The organism is Algoriphagus yeomjeoni (assembly GCF_003259505.1).
Taxonomy (GTDB): domain Bacteria; phylum Bacteroidota; class Bacteroidia; order Cytophagales; family Cyclobacteriaceae; genus Algoriphagus; species Algoriphagus yeomjeoni.
The window spans coordinates 1-14234 of the sequence record NZ_QLLK01000011.1; the positions used below are offsets into that span (position 1 = coordinate 1).

Here is a 14234-nt window from a genome sequence, read left to right on the forward strand (position 1 = left end):
AGATATTCGTAAAAAATACGTTGAAGAGTATCTTTTGAAAGACCACTTTCACGACATAGAATCTTAAAAGTCTGCCGCTCAAGAACCCATTTTTTAAACCATACAAAACGGTTCCGAAGTGTCTGTTCTTTAGAGTTACGGGTGAAGAAAAGACCACAGTTTTTACATTTAAATCGCTGTTTTCCTGCCTGCTTCCCCCAGCGAATAACCTCCAAATTCCCGCAAGCCCAACATCTGTTTTTTTTGAGTTTTCATAGTACAAAAAAAGTTTACTGAAACCAGTTTCAGTAAACCTCTTGTATTTACCTGATAATCATTGATGTTATAAGGTTTTTACCAACTATTTTTCAGTATTATGCCAAAAAAACAAAAAGCGGTTGCCAACAATTTGGGAACCGCTTTTTGGTTTATATTGAAAGGAGTTATTCTTCAATAACTACTTCACTAGCTCCTTTGGATAATCCAGAAGCAGCTTTGATCTTCACTTCAAGCTCTTCCATCAATTCAGGGTTATCCAAAAGCAGAGTTTTCACAGACTCCCTACCTTGACCAAGCTTCTCTCCATTATAAGAGAACCAAGAACCTGCCTTCTTAATGATATCCAGCTCTACACCTAGGTCAATGATTTCCCCCACTTTGGAGATTCCTTGCCCATACATAATATCAAATTCTACAACCTTGAACGGAGGAGCAACTTTATTCTTCACCACCTTCACCTTGGTTCTATTACCGAGGATGTTGTCTGCACTTTCTTTGATCTGACCGATTCTACGAATATCCAATCGTACGGAAGCATAGAATTTCAATGCATTACCACCAGTGGTAGTTTCAGGATTACCGAACATCACTCCTATCTTCTCACGAAGCTGGTTGATGAAAATACAAGAACAGCCAGTCTTGTTGATCGCTCCAGTCAGCTTACGCAAAGCCTGGGACATCAATCGTGCCTGCAATCCCATCTTGCTATCCCCCATATCGCCTTCAAGTTCACCTTTTGGAACTAATGCAGCTACTGAGTCAATCACGATAATATCAATCGCCCCAGAACGGATCAGATGCTCAGCGATTTCAAGCGCTTGCTCTCCATTATCAGGCTGAGAGATGAGAAGATTCTCTGTATCAATCCCCAACTTTTCAGCATAGGTCTTGTCAAAAGCATGCTCTGCATCGATAAAAGCAGCCAGTCCGCCTGCCTTTTGAGCCTCAGCTATACAATGCAGGGTTAGCGTAGTTTTACCAGAAGACTCAGGCCCATATATTTCTATCACACGGCCACGAGGGATCCCTCCAATGCCCAAGGCAATGTCCAAACCCAATGAACCCGTCGATATGGCCGGGATATCAACCACCTTATTATCGCTTAGCTTCATTACAGCTCCTTTACCGTAAGTCTTTTCCAACTTGTCGATGGTCAGTTGCAGTGCTTTTAATTTTTCAGCGTTATTACTCATGCTTTTATTTGGTTAGAATCTATAGTTATATGAAAGTAAATAAACAGTGGACTATAAGCAAGACGTCCTCTACTATTGTTTTGGAAAGCCAAATTCGTAATTTTAATCGCCTTTCGGCACGTTTTTTCGTAATACCTATAGATTACCCACCTTTTCGTCAGGTATTGTCATTAAAATTTATGAAAAGAATCCTCGGATCAATTACACTACTCATTTTCATTACCCTGTCTAATCTCTCAGCTCAGGGATTTGCAGGCAACTCTCCCTTTACATTTGGAGAGGAATTGTCCTTTGAGGTTTCTTATGGTTGGCTTAATCTAGCAGACGCAAAAATGCAGGTTTCCAAAAGACCACAAGACCAGAATGACAAACCACATTATAAAATAGATGTATATGGTAAGACTAAAGGTGCTGCCACTATTTTCGGAAAAGTGAATGATAATTGGGGAACGTACTTAGATGTAGAGACCAATTTACCTTCTGTGTCCTACCGACATATTGAAGAAGGGAAATACAGAAAGCATGAGTTCGTTCACTTTGATCAGAAAAATAAGAAAGCTACGATGAAGCTTTTTGACAAAGAAAACAGAAACCTAAAAGAAACTAAAGATTTTGATTTGCCGGGACAAGTTCAGGATTTAGTCAGTGGTTTTTATTATTTGAGAACACAAGATTTGAAGAATTTGAAGGAAGGAGAAGCAATCTTAATTCGTGGATTCTTTGATAAGGAAATATATAACATAAAGTTAATCTACGAAGGCACCGAGACCATTGACACCAACCTTGGCACGAAAGAAACTTACATTTTCTCACCTCAACTCCCAAAGAACAAACTATTCAGAGGTGATTATCCAGTGAAGGTCTGGGTTACAAAGGATCAGAACAAAATTCCAGTAAAAATCAAAGCGAATCTATTTATTGGGTCATTGAATTTAGACATCATATCTGCGAAGGGACTGAAAAATAACTAATTCAAAAGATCATAACATTAAGATAACATAGTACTGCTAATACCAAATTTTCTTGTCATTTTCATTGTGTAGCGCGTACATGAACAATCTATTGTTTGGCTTCAATCCTTAAATATTCCTTAATTTTAAACCAAACATTAAGAAATCACTGATGAGCGACAAGCAAAAAATCAAAGTTCTGGTAGTTGACGACGAACCTGATATTGTTGAAATCCTGAAATATAATCTTCAAAAGGAAGGCTACGAAGTAGCAACCGCCGAAGATGGAATTAAAGCAGTAAAAATTGCTGCGAAATTTTTACCTGATGTGATTCTTCTGGACATTATGATGCCAAATCAGGATGGAGTGGAAACCTGCCTGCAGGTAAGACAAATTCCCGAGCTCAAAAACACGTTTATTATTTTCCTGACTGCCCGTATGGAAGAGTACTCTGAAGTGGCAGCTTTTGATGTGGGAGCAGATGATTACATCACCAAGCCGATCAAGCCAAGAGCGCTGATGAGCCGTATTTCAGCTTTGTTCAGACGAGAATCTAAAAAAGAGCAGGAGCAGGTTCAGATCAAAATCAGAGATTTGATTATCGATCGAGGTAGCTACACCATTGATAAATCCGGGAAGACAATTACACTGCCTAAGAAAGAATTTGAGTTGTTGTATTTCCTAGCCAAAAACCCTAATATCGTTTTCAGTAGAGATGAACTTCTTCAGAATATCTGGGGTGCTGATGTGTTTGTATTGGCTAGAACAGTGGATGTACATATACGTAAAGTGCGTGAGAAAATCGGAGAAGACTACATCACTACTGTCAAAGGTGTAGGCTACAAATTCGAATTAGGGCAATAAATGTTTACCACTTCCAGAGGAATTTCTTTGATCCTGGCTTTAGCCATCTCGGCTCTGGTGGTGGCTTTTTTATCGTTAATGGATGGAGCAAATCTACTTTTGCTCCTAGTCGCTTGGGGGGTTTCATTTTCTTCCTCCTATCTATTGATTTCTTTCATGTTGGAGTTTTTGATTTTCAAGGAGATCGGTGACATCTATTCTCTTTTGGAAAAAATCCAGCGAAAAGACCTCTCAGAGATCAGCGAAAAAGGAAGAAAGGGGTCAATCTCGCCGCTACGCAAAATCAATAAAGTCATCAACTCCTATGCGATAGCCCGGCAAAAGGAAATTGATACGCTTCAGAAAAATGCAGAGTTCAGACGGGAGTTCATCGCGGATATTTCCCACGAGTTAAAGACTCCAATTTTTGCCACCCAAGGGTACATTCATACCTTACTTGACGGCGCTATCGATGACAAGCAAGTCCGCATGCGCTTTCTGAAGCGTGCCGCAAAAAGCCTGGACTCTTTGGATGTGTTGGTTCAGGATCTTCTGACATTGAATCAAATGGAAAGTGGGGTGATTAAATTCAATTTCTCTGAATTTGATCTCAAGGAACTCATCGAAGAAGTGATGGAAGAACTGGAGCATAAAGCTTCCAAGCGGGAAATCCACATCACGTTCGACTTCGAAGAGGGAAAAACCTACTGGACCAAAGGTGACCGTCAAAAAATATACAGGGTATGCCAGAACCTAATCTTCAATGCCATGAAATACAACCACAATGGCGGTGAAGTGCAGGTACTATTGAAAACACATAAAAACACCATCCAGGTAGATATCACCGATGATGGGCCTGGAATTCCTCCGGAAGACCTAAAGCGGATTTTTGAGCGATTCTATCGGGTGGAGAAAAGCAGGAACAAAAAAGAAGGTGGTACAGGCTTAGGTCTGGCTATTGTCAAGCATATCCTCGAAGGCCACAAAAGCAAGATTTCTGTAAGCTCTACGGTGGGCAAAGGGTCTATTTTTAGTTTTTCTCTTCCTATAATAAAAATCGACTCTCCTGAAGAGAAATTAAAAGTGATAACTCTCTAAGAATAAAACTCAGAGAAGTTTTTTACCCATCCTTTTTTCCCTACTTTTGCAGCCTCAATTGAAAGAGGCAGGAGAATCCATGAAGAAAGTAGATTTTGAAAATCTTATTCTGTTTGAAAACGAGGATTACCTGGTAATCAATAAACCGCCGTATCTGTCAAGCTTAGACGACAGACACGAAGCGCAGAACATCCTAGACCTTGCCAAGGCACACACCCCCGATGCCCAGCTGTGCCATAGATTGGACAAGGAAACTTCAGGATGTCTAGTGATTGCCAAGAATCCAGCGGCCTACAGGCATTTGGCTATGCAGTTTGAAAGCAGAAAAGTAACTAAAGTCTATCATGCAGTGGTGGAAGGGATCAAGGAATTCAGCGATGAGCTGGTGGACCGAAATCTCTTAGCCAACAACAAAGGAATCGCCAAAGTAAGTAAAGACGGCAAGCCGGCGCAGACAGTTTTCAATACCTTGAAGACTTACTACGTACACACCTTAGTCGAGTGCAAACCCATCACTGGGAGACTGCATCAGATCAGGGTTCATTTGGCTTACCTGAAGTCGCCCATTTGTGGTGACACCTTATATGGAGGCAACCCTTTATACCTTTCTTCTATCAAGCGTCGCTTCAATTTAAAAAAAGAGACAGAAGAATTACCGATTATGCAGCGGGTTTCGCTTCATGCTTATTCGATTGGATTTGAGGGTTTGGACGGCACGAAATTATTCGTAAATGCGCCTTATCCGAAGGATTTCAAGGTTTTGGTTACTCAATTGGAGAAAACCAGCTAAGAAATTCCGATAGAAAAAGAGTAAGAGATGACCGCATTTGATTGGTAGTAAAACGCTAAGCCTGTGAAAATTAGGACTTAGTATTGGAAATATTTTGCATCGAAAATAAAATACTCCTATCTTTGTGTCCCTTTTTGAGGGTGAAATAAATTTAACAAGCTAAATATTAAACAGTTACACAGTGGATACTTTGAGCTATAAGACCGTATCAGCCAATGCCGCGACTGCAGATAAGCAATGGGTGGTAGTGGATGCCCAAGCAGCAGTTTTGGGTAGATTGGCTAGTGAGGTAGCAAAAATCTTAAGAGGTAAGACGAAGCCAAGCTTCACACCTCACGCTGATTGTGGTGACAACGTCATCGTAATCAATTCTGACAAAATCAGACTAACTGGTGACAAGTGGGACTCCAAAGTTTATGTGAGACACACAGGTTATCCAGGTGGACAGCGTATCTCTACGCCAAGATTATTGAAAGACAAGTCTTCAACTATCTTGATCGAGAAAGCTGTAAGAGGCATGTTGCCTAAAAACAGATTGGGAAGAAAATTATACGGCAACTTGTACGTGTATGAAGGATCTGAGCATCCGCACGAAGCACAGCAGCCTAAAGCAATCACTCTTTAATCGACTACAATGGATATTATCAACAAAATCGGTAGAAGAAAAACCTCTGTAGCCAGAATTTACATGGCGCCAGGTAAAGGTGAAATCACCGTGAACAACAGAGCTCTTGACGTTCACTTCCCATTTGAACTTCACCAGATCGTAGTGAAGCAGCCGCTTACGCTAGTAGGCGTAGAAGGTAACTACGACATCAAAATCAATGTAGATGGTGGCGGAAGTACAGGCCAGGCAGAGGCAGCTCGTATGGCTATCTCCCGTGCATTGTGCGAATTCGACGCTGAGCACAGACCTGCATTGAAAAAAGAAGGCTTCCTTACTCGTGATCCAAGAATGGTAGAACGTAAGAAGCCAGGACGTAGAAAAGCAAGAAGAAAATTCCAGTTCTCAAAACGTTAATCTGGATTTACTTCAGAATATACAAATTATATTATGGCCAAATTAGAATATAAAGACTTACTAGATGCTGGTGTTCACTTCGGACACTTGACGAGAAAGTGGGATCCGAGAATGGCTCCATACATTTTCATGGAGAAAAATGGTATCCACATCATCGATCTAAACAAAACGCTTGCTAGCCTCGACGAAGCATCTAATGCTATCAAGCAAATCGTACGCTCCGGCAAAAAAGTGATGTTCGTTGCTACTAAGAAGCAAGCGAAAGATCTTGTAGCTACTGAAGCGAAAAGACTAAACATGCCTTACGTAACCGAAAGATGGTTAGGTGGTATGTTGACTAACTTCGCTACGATCCGCAAATCATTGAAGAAAATGTCCGGTTTGGACAAATTGATGAAAGAGGAAGCTTACAAGAACCTTGCGAAGAAGGAACGTTTGATGGTTTCCCGTCAGAAAGACAAAATGGAAGATGTTCTTGGCGGTATCGCTGACTTGAGCAGACTCCCTGCAGCTCTTTTCGTAGTGGACATCAAAAGAGAACACATCGCAATTGCTGAAGCAAAAAAGCTTGGTATCCCTGTTTTCGCATTAGTTGATACGAACTCTAACCCGAACGAGGTTGACTTCGCTATCCCTGCTAATGACGATGCTTTCAAGTCCGTTTCTTTACTAGTTAAAGCGTTCGGCGCAGCAATCGAAGAAGGTCTTTCAGAGCGCAAGAAAGACAAAGAAGAAGCTAAACTTTCTGAAGAGGAAGAAGCTAAGAAAGCTGTGGACGCTGAAACAAAAGAATAATCCACACCTTGATTTGAAATAAATTGAAAATTGAACATCAGGTTTCGGCCTATGTTCAATTTTTTTGTTTTACCTGCATTGACCTTTGAGTCTTCTCAAAGCTGAAAAATGCTCCCACTTATAAAGTATAAAACCTCAAAGGCCTTCAACTGCCTACTGATGTTTTTTCAAAAAAATATAATCCGTTTAATTTTAAACTGACAATACAATGGCAATTACTGCACAAGAAGTAAACAAACTGAGACAAATGACCGGTGCCGGTATGATGGATTGCAAAAAAGCGCTAACCGAATCAGAAGGCGATTTCGAAAAAGCTGTAGACATCCTCAGAAAGAAAGGTCAAAAAGTATCTGCTTCCAGAGCTGATCGTGAGACTAAAGAAGGTGTAGCTGTAACTAAAGTGACTGAAAATGGCGCTAAAGGAACATTGCTTACTTTGACTTGCGAAACTGACTTCGTTGCTAAAAATGAAGAATTCGGTGCATTTGCAAACACACTACTTGACCTTGCAGTAGAAAACGGCGCAACTTCTGTAGAAGAAATCCTTGCCCTTCCTTTCGAAAACATCACTGTAGCTGAGAAAATCACTGAGATGACTGGTAAGATCGGTGAGAAACTTGAGATCTCTCATTACGAAGTGATTTCTGCCGAAACAGTAGTTCCTTACATCCACTCTAATGGTAAATTAGGTGTATTAGTAGGATTGACTAACACTTCTGGAGCTGACGTAGAAGAAGCTGGTAAAGACGTAGCAATGCAAATTGCAGCGATGAATCCAGTAGCTCTTGACAAAGACGGAGTAGATTCTTCTGTAGTAGAAAGAGAAATCGAAGTAGGTAAAGAGCAAGCAAGAGCTGAAGGCAAGCCTGAAGAAATGCTTGAGAAAATCGCTTTGGGTAAACTGAACAAGTTCTACAAAGAGAATACTCTTCTTAGCCAGTCTTTTGTAAAAGATAACAACAAGACTATCGCGCAGTACCTTGACAGCGTAAGCAAAGGAATGACTGTATCTGCATTCAAAAGAGTTTCTATCGGTTAATCCGAAAAGATTCTAAACCATAAGAAAACCTCTTCAATTGATTTTGAAGAGGTTTTTTTATAAGTGTTTTCGGCTAACTGCAGGCATGTAATTTGAATTATATGATTATCCGCAATGATGCCAGTCACCATAGATTCTTTGCTCAACGGGCCGGAAGACCGATGACCGAAGACCGAAGCGGCCTCAATGCAAAAGTTTAAAATTGCCTACATTGCTAATGCCACCTTACTGGCAGAAAAGCGGATATACATATTGAATTAATATTAGAACTTCAAATTATCTATTTCCCCTTCTTTAAAGGGAGTTAAAGTGATTCTAGTCAAAAAACTAGGCTTTTCCTTAAGAAGGTGAATTATCAATAAAACACCTTACAAAGGACGATTTCATCTTGAAGACACTTGAGGTAAGAACTTCAAATCAATAGCAATTCAGTAAATTTTTTAAGAATTTGCCTCTTTAAATCCCAACCCCAACTTTATGAAGACCATTCTATCAATTTGTATTCTCTTACTCACTTCAGTTTCTTTTGCCTTCGGCCAAAATTGGGATTGGGGTGGGCCAATTGATCCACTTCAAGAAAAGTTTGAGGTAAAGCATTACCGCTTGGAACTAGAGCTTTTCCCGGAGAGCAAATCCATCAAAGGTAAAAGTACCGTTACATTTTCTACCAACACACAATTAGACACTCTTCGACTAGACCTTATCGATGAGTATAAAGTAACAAGCGTGCAGGCAAATGGAGTCGAAATGGAGTTTTCACACAAGAGCGATCTTCTTGATATTCTAATCACTGATTGTTCTTGTGATGCGGTGGAGATTTTCTATGAAGGAATAACCCCAATCGCAATTAATCCACCTTGGGAAGGCGGTTTTACCTGGAAAAAAGACAATCTTGGAAATGACTGGATGGGCCTTTCATCCCAAGGTGAAGGTGCCAAGATATTTATGCCTGCCCTAGATCACCCTTCCTCAGAACCCTCAGAAGGCGTAGATCTAGTGATCACCGTTCCGAAACCTTATTTCGTAGCCGCTAACGGAGTCTTAGATCAGGTCAAGCAGAACGGAAAAAAACAAACTTATTACTGGTCCACAGATTACCCTATTAATAACTATGGGATCAACTTCACCATGGGAATTTTTCATGAGGAAAAGCAAACCTTCACCTCTGTTTCTGGTGATCAAATCCCCATGCATGTCTGGGTTTTGCAGGAAAACAAAGACAAAGCACAGGATATTCTGGAAGTGCTAAAGGTGTCCACCGAAACTCACGAGAAGTATTTTGGTGCATACCCTTGGCCAAATGATAAGGTTGCCATCGTTGAAACTCCCTATCTCGGCATGGAGCATCAGACCATAAATGCCTATGGAAACTTCTATCGTTTTGTGAGAATGGGAAGCGTTAATTACGACAATTTATTGCACCATGAGCTGGGTCATGAATGGTTCGGAAATAAGGTCTCAGTGGGAGATTGGGCGGATTTCTGGATTCATGAGGGGATCACAGCATATGGAGACTGGCTGTTCTATCTAGAGCATGGCGGAGAAGAGGCTTACTTCGAAAAAGTGAATGGCACATTAAAATCGATCAGCCATTCCAAACCAGTGGCCAGTCCTGTTAACAGCACTGAAGAGGAAGCTTATCATTCAGAGATTTATACCAAAGGCGCGTATATCATGCATTCGCTACGCGGGATTTTAGGTGATGAGGTTTTCTTCCCGATGTTGAAAGCCTTCGCAAATGACCCTCGATTTACTTATGAAAACCAAGTCAATACTCGTGATTTCATAGATTTTGTCAATTCCTTTACTGGAGAGGATTTGGAAGGCTTTTTTCAGCTATACCTTTATTCCACAAATATCCCAGAAGTGAAAATCTCAAAAAAGGGAAACAAAGGTTTTGAGGTTTCTCTTCAAGGAATAGATTTCCAGCTACCCGTAGAAGTAAAAACCGATGAGGGAATAGAGACTATGAGACTAGGCAGGAAACCTGTTTTGATTAATAGCACCACTCAACCTATTGTCGATCCTAGGGGATGGTTAATGCTGAAAAAATAATCCTTTAGCAGGAGACTTAAAAGACTCTTGTTCATAAAAAAACCTCTTCAGTTGATTCTGAAGAGGTTTTTGTTGTTTTTAAAATTAATGAGGCCCAAGCCCGCCTGGCGTCGGACAGGTCTGAAGACTTGAACCAAGAGTTACGGCTGATTCAAAAATGCTTCCAGCCCTGAGCTTTGATCTGAACAGCCGTTCCACTTTTTGTAACTAAGAACTTGCCTTCCTCCGACTTGGTGATATGACCGATAAAGTGGATATCGGGATGCTTCTCCAGCTTCGCAAAATCCTTTTGATCAATCGTAAATAGCAATTCGTAATCCTCTCCCCCATTCATCACACAAGTGATCGGATCAAGATTCAATTCAACTGCTGTATCAAAAGTCTGCTTATCAATTGGAAGTTTATCTTCATAGATCGTAGCTCCTACTCCTGAAGCTTTGCAGATATGAAAAATCTCCGAAGCCAAGCCATCCGAAATATCCATCATACTCGTAGGCACAACTTCCATCTCCCGTAGTTCATGGATAATATCCACACGAGCATCCGGCTTAAGCTGACGGCCTGTCACAATAGTATATTTACCTAAATCAGGCTTCATTTCTGGATTAGCAAGAAAGACTTCCTTCTCACGCTCCAAGATTTGCAAACCAACCAAAGCCGCACCCAAATCACCCGTCACGCAAAGTATGTCATTTTCTTTGGCTCCGGATCGATAAGAGACTTGCTCAGGCTTTGATTCGCCGATGGCAGTAACTGAAATCACCAATCCACTTCTAGATGCTGTAGTGTCTCCTCCAATCAAGTCCACACCATAATGCTCACATGCGGCATGAATACCTTCGTAAAGCGCATCAATTGCCTCCACAGAGAATCTATTGGATAGAGCGATGCTTACCGTAATCTGCTTAGGCACAGCATTCATCGCAGCCACATCGGATACATTTACTGCCACAGCTTTGAAACCTAGGTGAGGCAGCGGTGCATAGGAAAGATCAAAATGAACGCCCTCAACCAATAAATCCGTGGTTACGACTTTCACTAGTTCTCCAGCTTCGATGACTGCAGCATCGTCTCCAATGCCTTTTACCGTGCTGGAATTCTTAATAATTACTTTTTCATTTAAGTGGTCGATCAAGCCGAACTCACCCAAATCGCTTATTTCTGTTCTCTTTTCTGACATATTTTTATAACCTCCCGCTCCCGATAGCTATCGGGAGGCGCAGAGGCGCTATTTTTTAATTTTAACCTGCTCGGTACAATTGAGTATTTTTGAATTTCGAATTACGATTGACGAGATGCATAGTAGAGTTGAGGTTCATTTACAAACCTTACCACTTTCCAACTTTACCACTCGAACTTCTCACGATAAGAGTTTTTCAATTTTCAAATCTTACAATTTTTCAATCAAACACCCTTCTCCTGACACAACTCAATCAAAACCCCATTCGTGCTCCGCGGATGCAAAAATACCACTAATTTATTGTCTGCCCCAAGTTTAGGAGTATCATTCAGGATTTCGAAGCCTTCGCTTTTCAATCGCTCAACTTCTGCCAAAATATCCTCCACATCAAACGCGATATGATGAACCCCCTCAGATTTTTTCTCTAAGTATTTAGCAATGGGACTGCTTTCATCCGTTGCCTGAAGTAATTCTACTTTGGTTTCTCCCACTTGGAAAAAGGAAGTCGCTACTTTTTCACCATCCACTTCCTCGGTTTTGAAGTGTTCTTTTCCAAGCAGCTTCGCAAAAAGTGAATTAGACTTCTCCAGATCTTTGACCGCTATCCCGATGTGCTCGATTTTCCTCATAGTTAAAATTGCTATATTTGCAGTGAATCTTTTTGGGAGCGTTACTGTTTTCCCAATACTTCAACTTAAGACAAAGTAATCAATAAAGATATGATAATCGTTTCTGACAAAGCCAAAGAGCGTATCCTAGAGCTCAAAAAAGAGGAAGGACGCGCAGAAAATGAAAATATTCGAGTTTCTGTAAAAGGTGGTGGCTGCTCAGGTCTGATGTACGACTTGGGATTTGACGGCGATCAAGTGGAAACTGACCACGTATTCGAAGATAAGGGAGTGAAAATCCTCGTTGACAGAAAAAGCTTGCTTTATCTGGCAGGTACTACTTTAGAATTTACTGACGGACTAAATGGAAAAGGTTTCCAATTCGTCAATCCAAACGCAAGCAGAACCTGCGGATGCGGAGAAAGCTTCTCCGTATAAGCGTTAAATCAAGATAATCATTAGAAGGCAACCTGATCAGGTTGCCTTTTTTAGTGCATTTTTCGCCTCATTCCTTACCTTTGCCCACTAGAAAATTAACCCAGATTATGGAAGAGCAAATCAAAAAAATCCAACTCAATGACTTGCACGTTGCCCTTGGTGGTAAAATGGTGCCTTTTGCAGGCTATAATATGCCTGTGCGTTACAGTTCTGATAATGAAGAGCACCTTTGCGTGAGAAATGGCGTCGGAGTTTTTGATGTATCCCATATGGGAGAATTCATGGTGGAAGGCCCTGAGGCGCTCAACCTGATCCAAAAAGTGACTTCCAACGACGCTTCCAAAATCGTCGATGGCCAAGCGCAGTATTCTTGCTTCCCAAACGAAACTGGTGGAATAGTAGATGACCTGATCGTTTACAAGTTCGAAGACGAAAAGTACATGCTAGTCGTAAATGCTTCAAACATTGATAAAGATTGGGCTTGGGTAAATCAGCACAATACCATGGGGGCCAAGCTGACTAATATCTCTGATGAGATTTCCCTTTTTGCAATCCAAGGTCCAAAAGCAATCGAAGCTGTTCAGGATTTGACTCCTGTGAACCTTTCTGAAGTTAAATTCTATCATTTCACCATTGGTGAATTTGCGGGAGTTCAGGATGTGATCATCTCTGGAACTGGCTACACAGGTGCCGGAGGATTTGAGATCTATGTGAAAAATGAAGATGCTGAGAACGTTTGGAATGCGGTTTTTGAAGCTGGAAAAGACTTTGATATCAAGCCAATCGGTCTTGGTGCAAGAGATACTCTCAGAATGGAAATGGGTTATTGCCTGTATGGAAATGACATCACAGATAGCACTTCACCACTTGAAGCTGGTTTGGGATGGATCACCAAATTCACCAAGGATTTCACGAACTCTGAAGCACTTAAAGTTCAAAAAGAAGCTGGAGTTTCTAAGAAATTGGTTGGCTTTATCATGCAGGAAAGAGGAATTCCTAGAGGACACTATCCTATTGTAGATGCAGCTGGTGAGGTGATCGGCGAAGTGACTTCAGGAACTCAGTCTCCAAGTATGGGTGTAGGAATTGGTTTGGGTTATGTGAAAACAGAATTCAGCAAACCAGGCACCGAAATTTTCATTCAAGTAAGAAACAAGAACCTTAAAGCTCAAGTGGAGAAACTTCCACTATTGAAAAAATAAATGCAACAAGTAGAAATCTGTTTCAGTCCAGAATTAATTCATTTGCATGAATTGCAGGGAAAAATCGTGGTGGTGGTCGATATATTTCGAGCCACCTCCACCATGGTTGCAGCACTTGCAAATGGCATATCGGAAATAAAAACATGCGCTGATCTGGAAGAATGCAGAGCCATGGCAACTTCAGGGTATTTGATTGCCGGCGAGAGAAATGGGGTCAAAGCAGATGGCTTTCAATTGGGGAATTCTCCTCTAGCTTATCTAACTGGCGAATACCAGAGCCAAAAACTCGCAATGACCACTACAAATGGGACCTTGGCAATTTCCAAATCTACCGGAGCCGATGAGATTCTGATTGGCGCTTTTCCAAACCTTCAGGCAACCGTCAGCTACCTTCAATCCCTAGAAAAAGATGTCCTAATTCATTGCGCTGGTTGGAAAGGTAAATTCAATTTAGAAGACTCCTTGTATGCCGGTGCCTTGGTGAAAGCGCTTGAAAGAACACATGAAGCTGAAGATGATGCAGCCCTTGCGATGAAATCACTTTATGAAAAAGAAGGACACGATTTAAAAGGCTTTCTTTCTCAAGCTTCCCACGCAAAGCGACTTCAAAATCACAATATTGATTCGGACATTGATTTTTGCCTGACTTTAGATCTTTTCAGCCTTATTGGAAAAGTAGATAATGGAACACTAAAAAGGGTTGAAATCCAATAACTAAGGCGATTCCCTTAACTTGAACAGTATTTCGATATAAAATTCTGGT

Annotated in this window: 16 protein-coding genes; 12 read left to right on the forward strand and 4 right to left on the reverse strand. The window is 41.0% G+C overall.

Annotated elements, in window-relative coordinates; genetic code table 11:
- Together LV83_RS21540 and recA are read right to left on the reverse strand one after the other, a co-directional pair.
- Positions 1 to 215, reverse strand: a 215-nt coding sequence (locus LV83_RS21540; RefSeq protein ID WP_449353833.1) for an IS1/IS1595 family N-terminal zinc-binding domain-containing protein, incomplete at its 3' end; no start/stop codon positions are given.
- A gap of 207 nt (positions 216 to 422) precedes the next feature.
- Complete coding sequence (gene recA / locus LV83_RS16655; protein WP_111612700.1) at positions 423 to 1451, reverse strand: recombinase RecA; 1029 nt, start codon at positions 1449 to 1451, stop codon at positions 423 to 425.
- Positions 1452 to 1630: 179 nt separating this feature from the next.
- Between recA and LV83_RS16660 the strand changes: the two genes are divergently transcribed.
- From LV83_RS16660 to LV83_RS16700, 9 genes are all read left to right on the forward strand, one after another.
- Entirely contained in the window at positions 1631 to 2422 is a 792-nt protein-coding gene (locus LV83_RS16660) for a DUF3108 domain-containing protein (protein ID WP_245947081.1), read from the forward strand.
- A 151-nt stretch (positions 2423 to 2573) separates the two neighbouring features.
- Complete coding sequence (locus LV83_RS16665; RefSeq protein WP_111612702.1) at positions 2574 to 3266, forward strand: response regulator transcription factor; 693 nt, start codon at positions 2574 to 2576, stop codon at positions 3264 to 3266.
- Entirely contained in the window at positions 3267 to 4343 is a 1077-nt protein-coding gene (locus LV83_RS16670) for a sensor histidine kinase (RefSeq protein WP_111612703.1), read from the forward strand.
- 79 nt (positions 4344 to 4422) lie between these two features.
- A complete protein-coding gene (locus tag LV83_RS16675; RefSeq protein WP_111612819.1) occupies positions 4423 to 5133 on the forward strand; it encodes an RluA family pseudouridine synthase in 711 nt (236 codons plus the stop codon).
- A 181-nt stretch (positions 5134 to 5314) separates the two neighbouring features.
- The gene (rplM, locus tag LV83_RS16680) at positions 5315 to 5758 is read left to right on the forward strand and encodes a 50S ribosomal protein L13 (protein ID WP_111612704.1); all 444 of its coding nucleotides are present in this window, start codon (positions 5315 to 5317) and stop codon (positions 5756 to 5758) included.
- A 9-nt stretch (positions 5759 to 5767) separates the two neighbouring features.
- Complete coding sequence (gene rpsI, locus LV83_RS16685; protein ID WP_111612705.1) at positions 5768 to 6154, forward strand: 30S ribosomal protein S9; 387 nt, start codon at positions 5768 to 5770, stop codon at positions 6152 to 6154.
- Between the two features lie 33 nt (positions 6155 to 6187).
- Positions 6188 to 6949, forward strand: coding sequence for a 30S ribosomal protein S2 (rpsB, locus tag LV83_RS16690; protein ID WP_111612706.1), 762 nt, complete (start codon positions 6188 to 6190; stop codon positions 6947 to 6949).
- A gap of 208 nt (positions 6950 to 7157) precedes the next feature.
- A complete protein-coding gene (tsf, locus tag LV83_RS16695; RefSeq protein WP_111612707.1) occupies positions 7158 to 7988 on the forward strand; it encodes a translation elongation factor Ts in 831 nt (276 codons plus the stop codon).
- A 477-nt stretch (positions 7989 to 8465) separates the two neighbouring features.
- A complete protein-coding gene (locus tag LV83_RS16700; RefSeq protein ID WP_111612708.1) occupies positions 8466 to 10043 on the forward strand; it encodes a M1 family metallopeptidase in 1578 nt (525 codons plus the stop codon).
- Between the two features lie 151 nt (positions 10044 to 10194).
- On the opposite strand, the gene thiL is transcribed toward LV83_RS16700, so the two are convergent.
- Complete coding sequence (thiL, locus tag LV83_RS16705; RefSeq protein WP_111612709.1) at positions 10195 to 11223, reverse strand: thiamine-phosphate kinase; 1029 nt, start codon at positions 11221 to 11223, stop codon at positions 10195 to 10197.
- Positions 11224 to 11447: 224 nt separating this feature from the next.
- Positions 11448 to 11852: a methylmalonyl-CoA epimerase gene (gene mce, locus LV83_RS16710; RefSeq protein WP_111612710.1), complete on the reverse strand. Its 405-nt coding sequence runs from the start codon at positions 11850 to 11852 to the stop codon at positions 11448 to 11450.
- A gap of 90 nt (positions 11853 to 11942) precedes the next feature.
- Between mce and LV83_RS16715 the strand changes: the two genes are divergently transcribed.
- From LV83_RS16715 to LV83_RS16725, 3 genes are all read left to right on the forward strand, one after another.
- Positions 11943 to 12269: a HesB/IscA family protein gene (locus LV83_RS16715; RefSeq protein ID WP_111612711.1), complete on the forward strand. Its 327-nt coding sequence runs from the start codon at positions 11943 to 11945 to the stop codon at positions 12267 to 12269.
- 107 nt (positions 12270 to 12376) lie between these two features.
- Positions 12377 to 13471, forward strand: a complete 1095-nt coding sequence (gene gcvT / locus LV83_RS16720) for a glycine cleavage system aminomethyltransferase GcvT (RefSeq protein WP_111612712.1) — start codon at positions 12377 to 12379, stop codon at positions 13469 to 13471.
- Complete coding sequence (locus LV83_RS16725) at positions 13472 to 14185, forward strand: 2-phosphosulfolactate phosphatase (RefSeq protein WP_111612713.1); 714 nt, start codon at positions 13472 to 13474, stop codon at positions 14183 to 14185.
- Positions 14186 to 14234: the final 49 nt, after the last annotated feature.

What these genes read in the sequence shown, in the direction of transcription:
- gcvT (WP_111612712.1), top strand. Translation starts at nt 12,377, where the DNA reads ATGGAAGAGCAAATCAAAAAAATCCAACTCAATGACTTGCACGTTGCC.
- recA (WP_111612700.1), bottom strand. Translation starts at nt 1,451, where the DNA reads ATGAGTAATAACGCTGAAAAATTAAAAGCACTGCAACTGACCATCGAC.
- tsf (WP_111612707.1), top strand. Translation starts at nt 7,158, where the DNA reads ATGGCAATTACTGCACAAGAAGTAAACAAACTGAGACAAATGACCGGT.
- LV83_RS16670 (WP_111612703.1), top strand. Translation starts at nt 3,267, where the DNA reads ATGTTTACCACTTCCAGAGGAATTTCTTTGATCCTGGCTTTAGCCATC.
- LV83_RS16675 (WP_111612819.1), top strand. Translation starts at nt 4,423, where the DNA reads ATGAAGAAAGTAGATTTTGAAAATCTTATTCTGTTTGAAAACGAGGAT.
- rpsI (WP_111612705.1), top strand. Translation starts at nt 5,768, where the DNA reads ATGGATATTATCAACAAAATCGGTAGAAGAAAAACCTCTGTAGCCAGA.
- thiL (WP_111612709.1), bottom strand. Translation starts at nt 11,223, where the DNA reads ATGTCAGAAAAGAGAACAGAAATAAGCGATTTGGGTGAGTTCGGCTTG.
- LV83_RS16700 (WP_111612708.1), top strand. Translation starts at nt 8,466, where the DNA reads ATGAAGACCATTCTATCAATTTGTATTCTCTTACTCACTTCAGTTTCT.
- LV83_RS16660 (WP_245947081.1), top strand. Translation starts at nt 1,631, where the DNA reads ATGAAAAGAATCCTCGGATCAATTACACTACTCATTTTCATTACCCTG.
- LV83_RS16665 (WP_111612702.1), top strand. Translation starts at nt 2,574, where the DNA reads ATGAGCGACAAGCAAAAAATCAAAGTTCTGGTAGTTGACGACGAACCT.
- rpsB (WP_111612706.1), top strand. Translation starts at nt 6,188, where the DNA reads ATGGCCAAATTAGAATATAAAGACTTACTAGATGCTGGTGTTCACTTC.
- mce (WP_111612710.1), bottom strand. Translation starts at nt 11,852, where the DNA reads ATGAGGAAAATCGAGCACATCGGGATAGCGGTCAAAGATCTGGAGAAG.
- LV83_RS16715 (WP_111612711.1), top strand. Translation starts at nt 11,943, where the DNA reads ATGATAATCGTTTCTGACAAAGCCAAAGAGCGTATCCTAGAGCTCAAA.
- LV83_RS16725 (WP_111612713.1), top strand. Translation starts at nt 13,472, where the DNA reads ATGCAACAAGTAGAAATCTGTTTCAGTCCAGAATTAATTCATTTGCAT.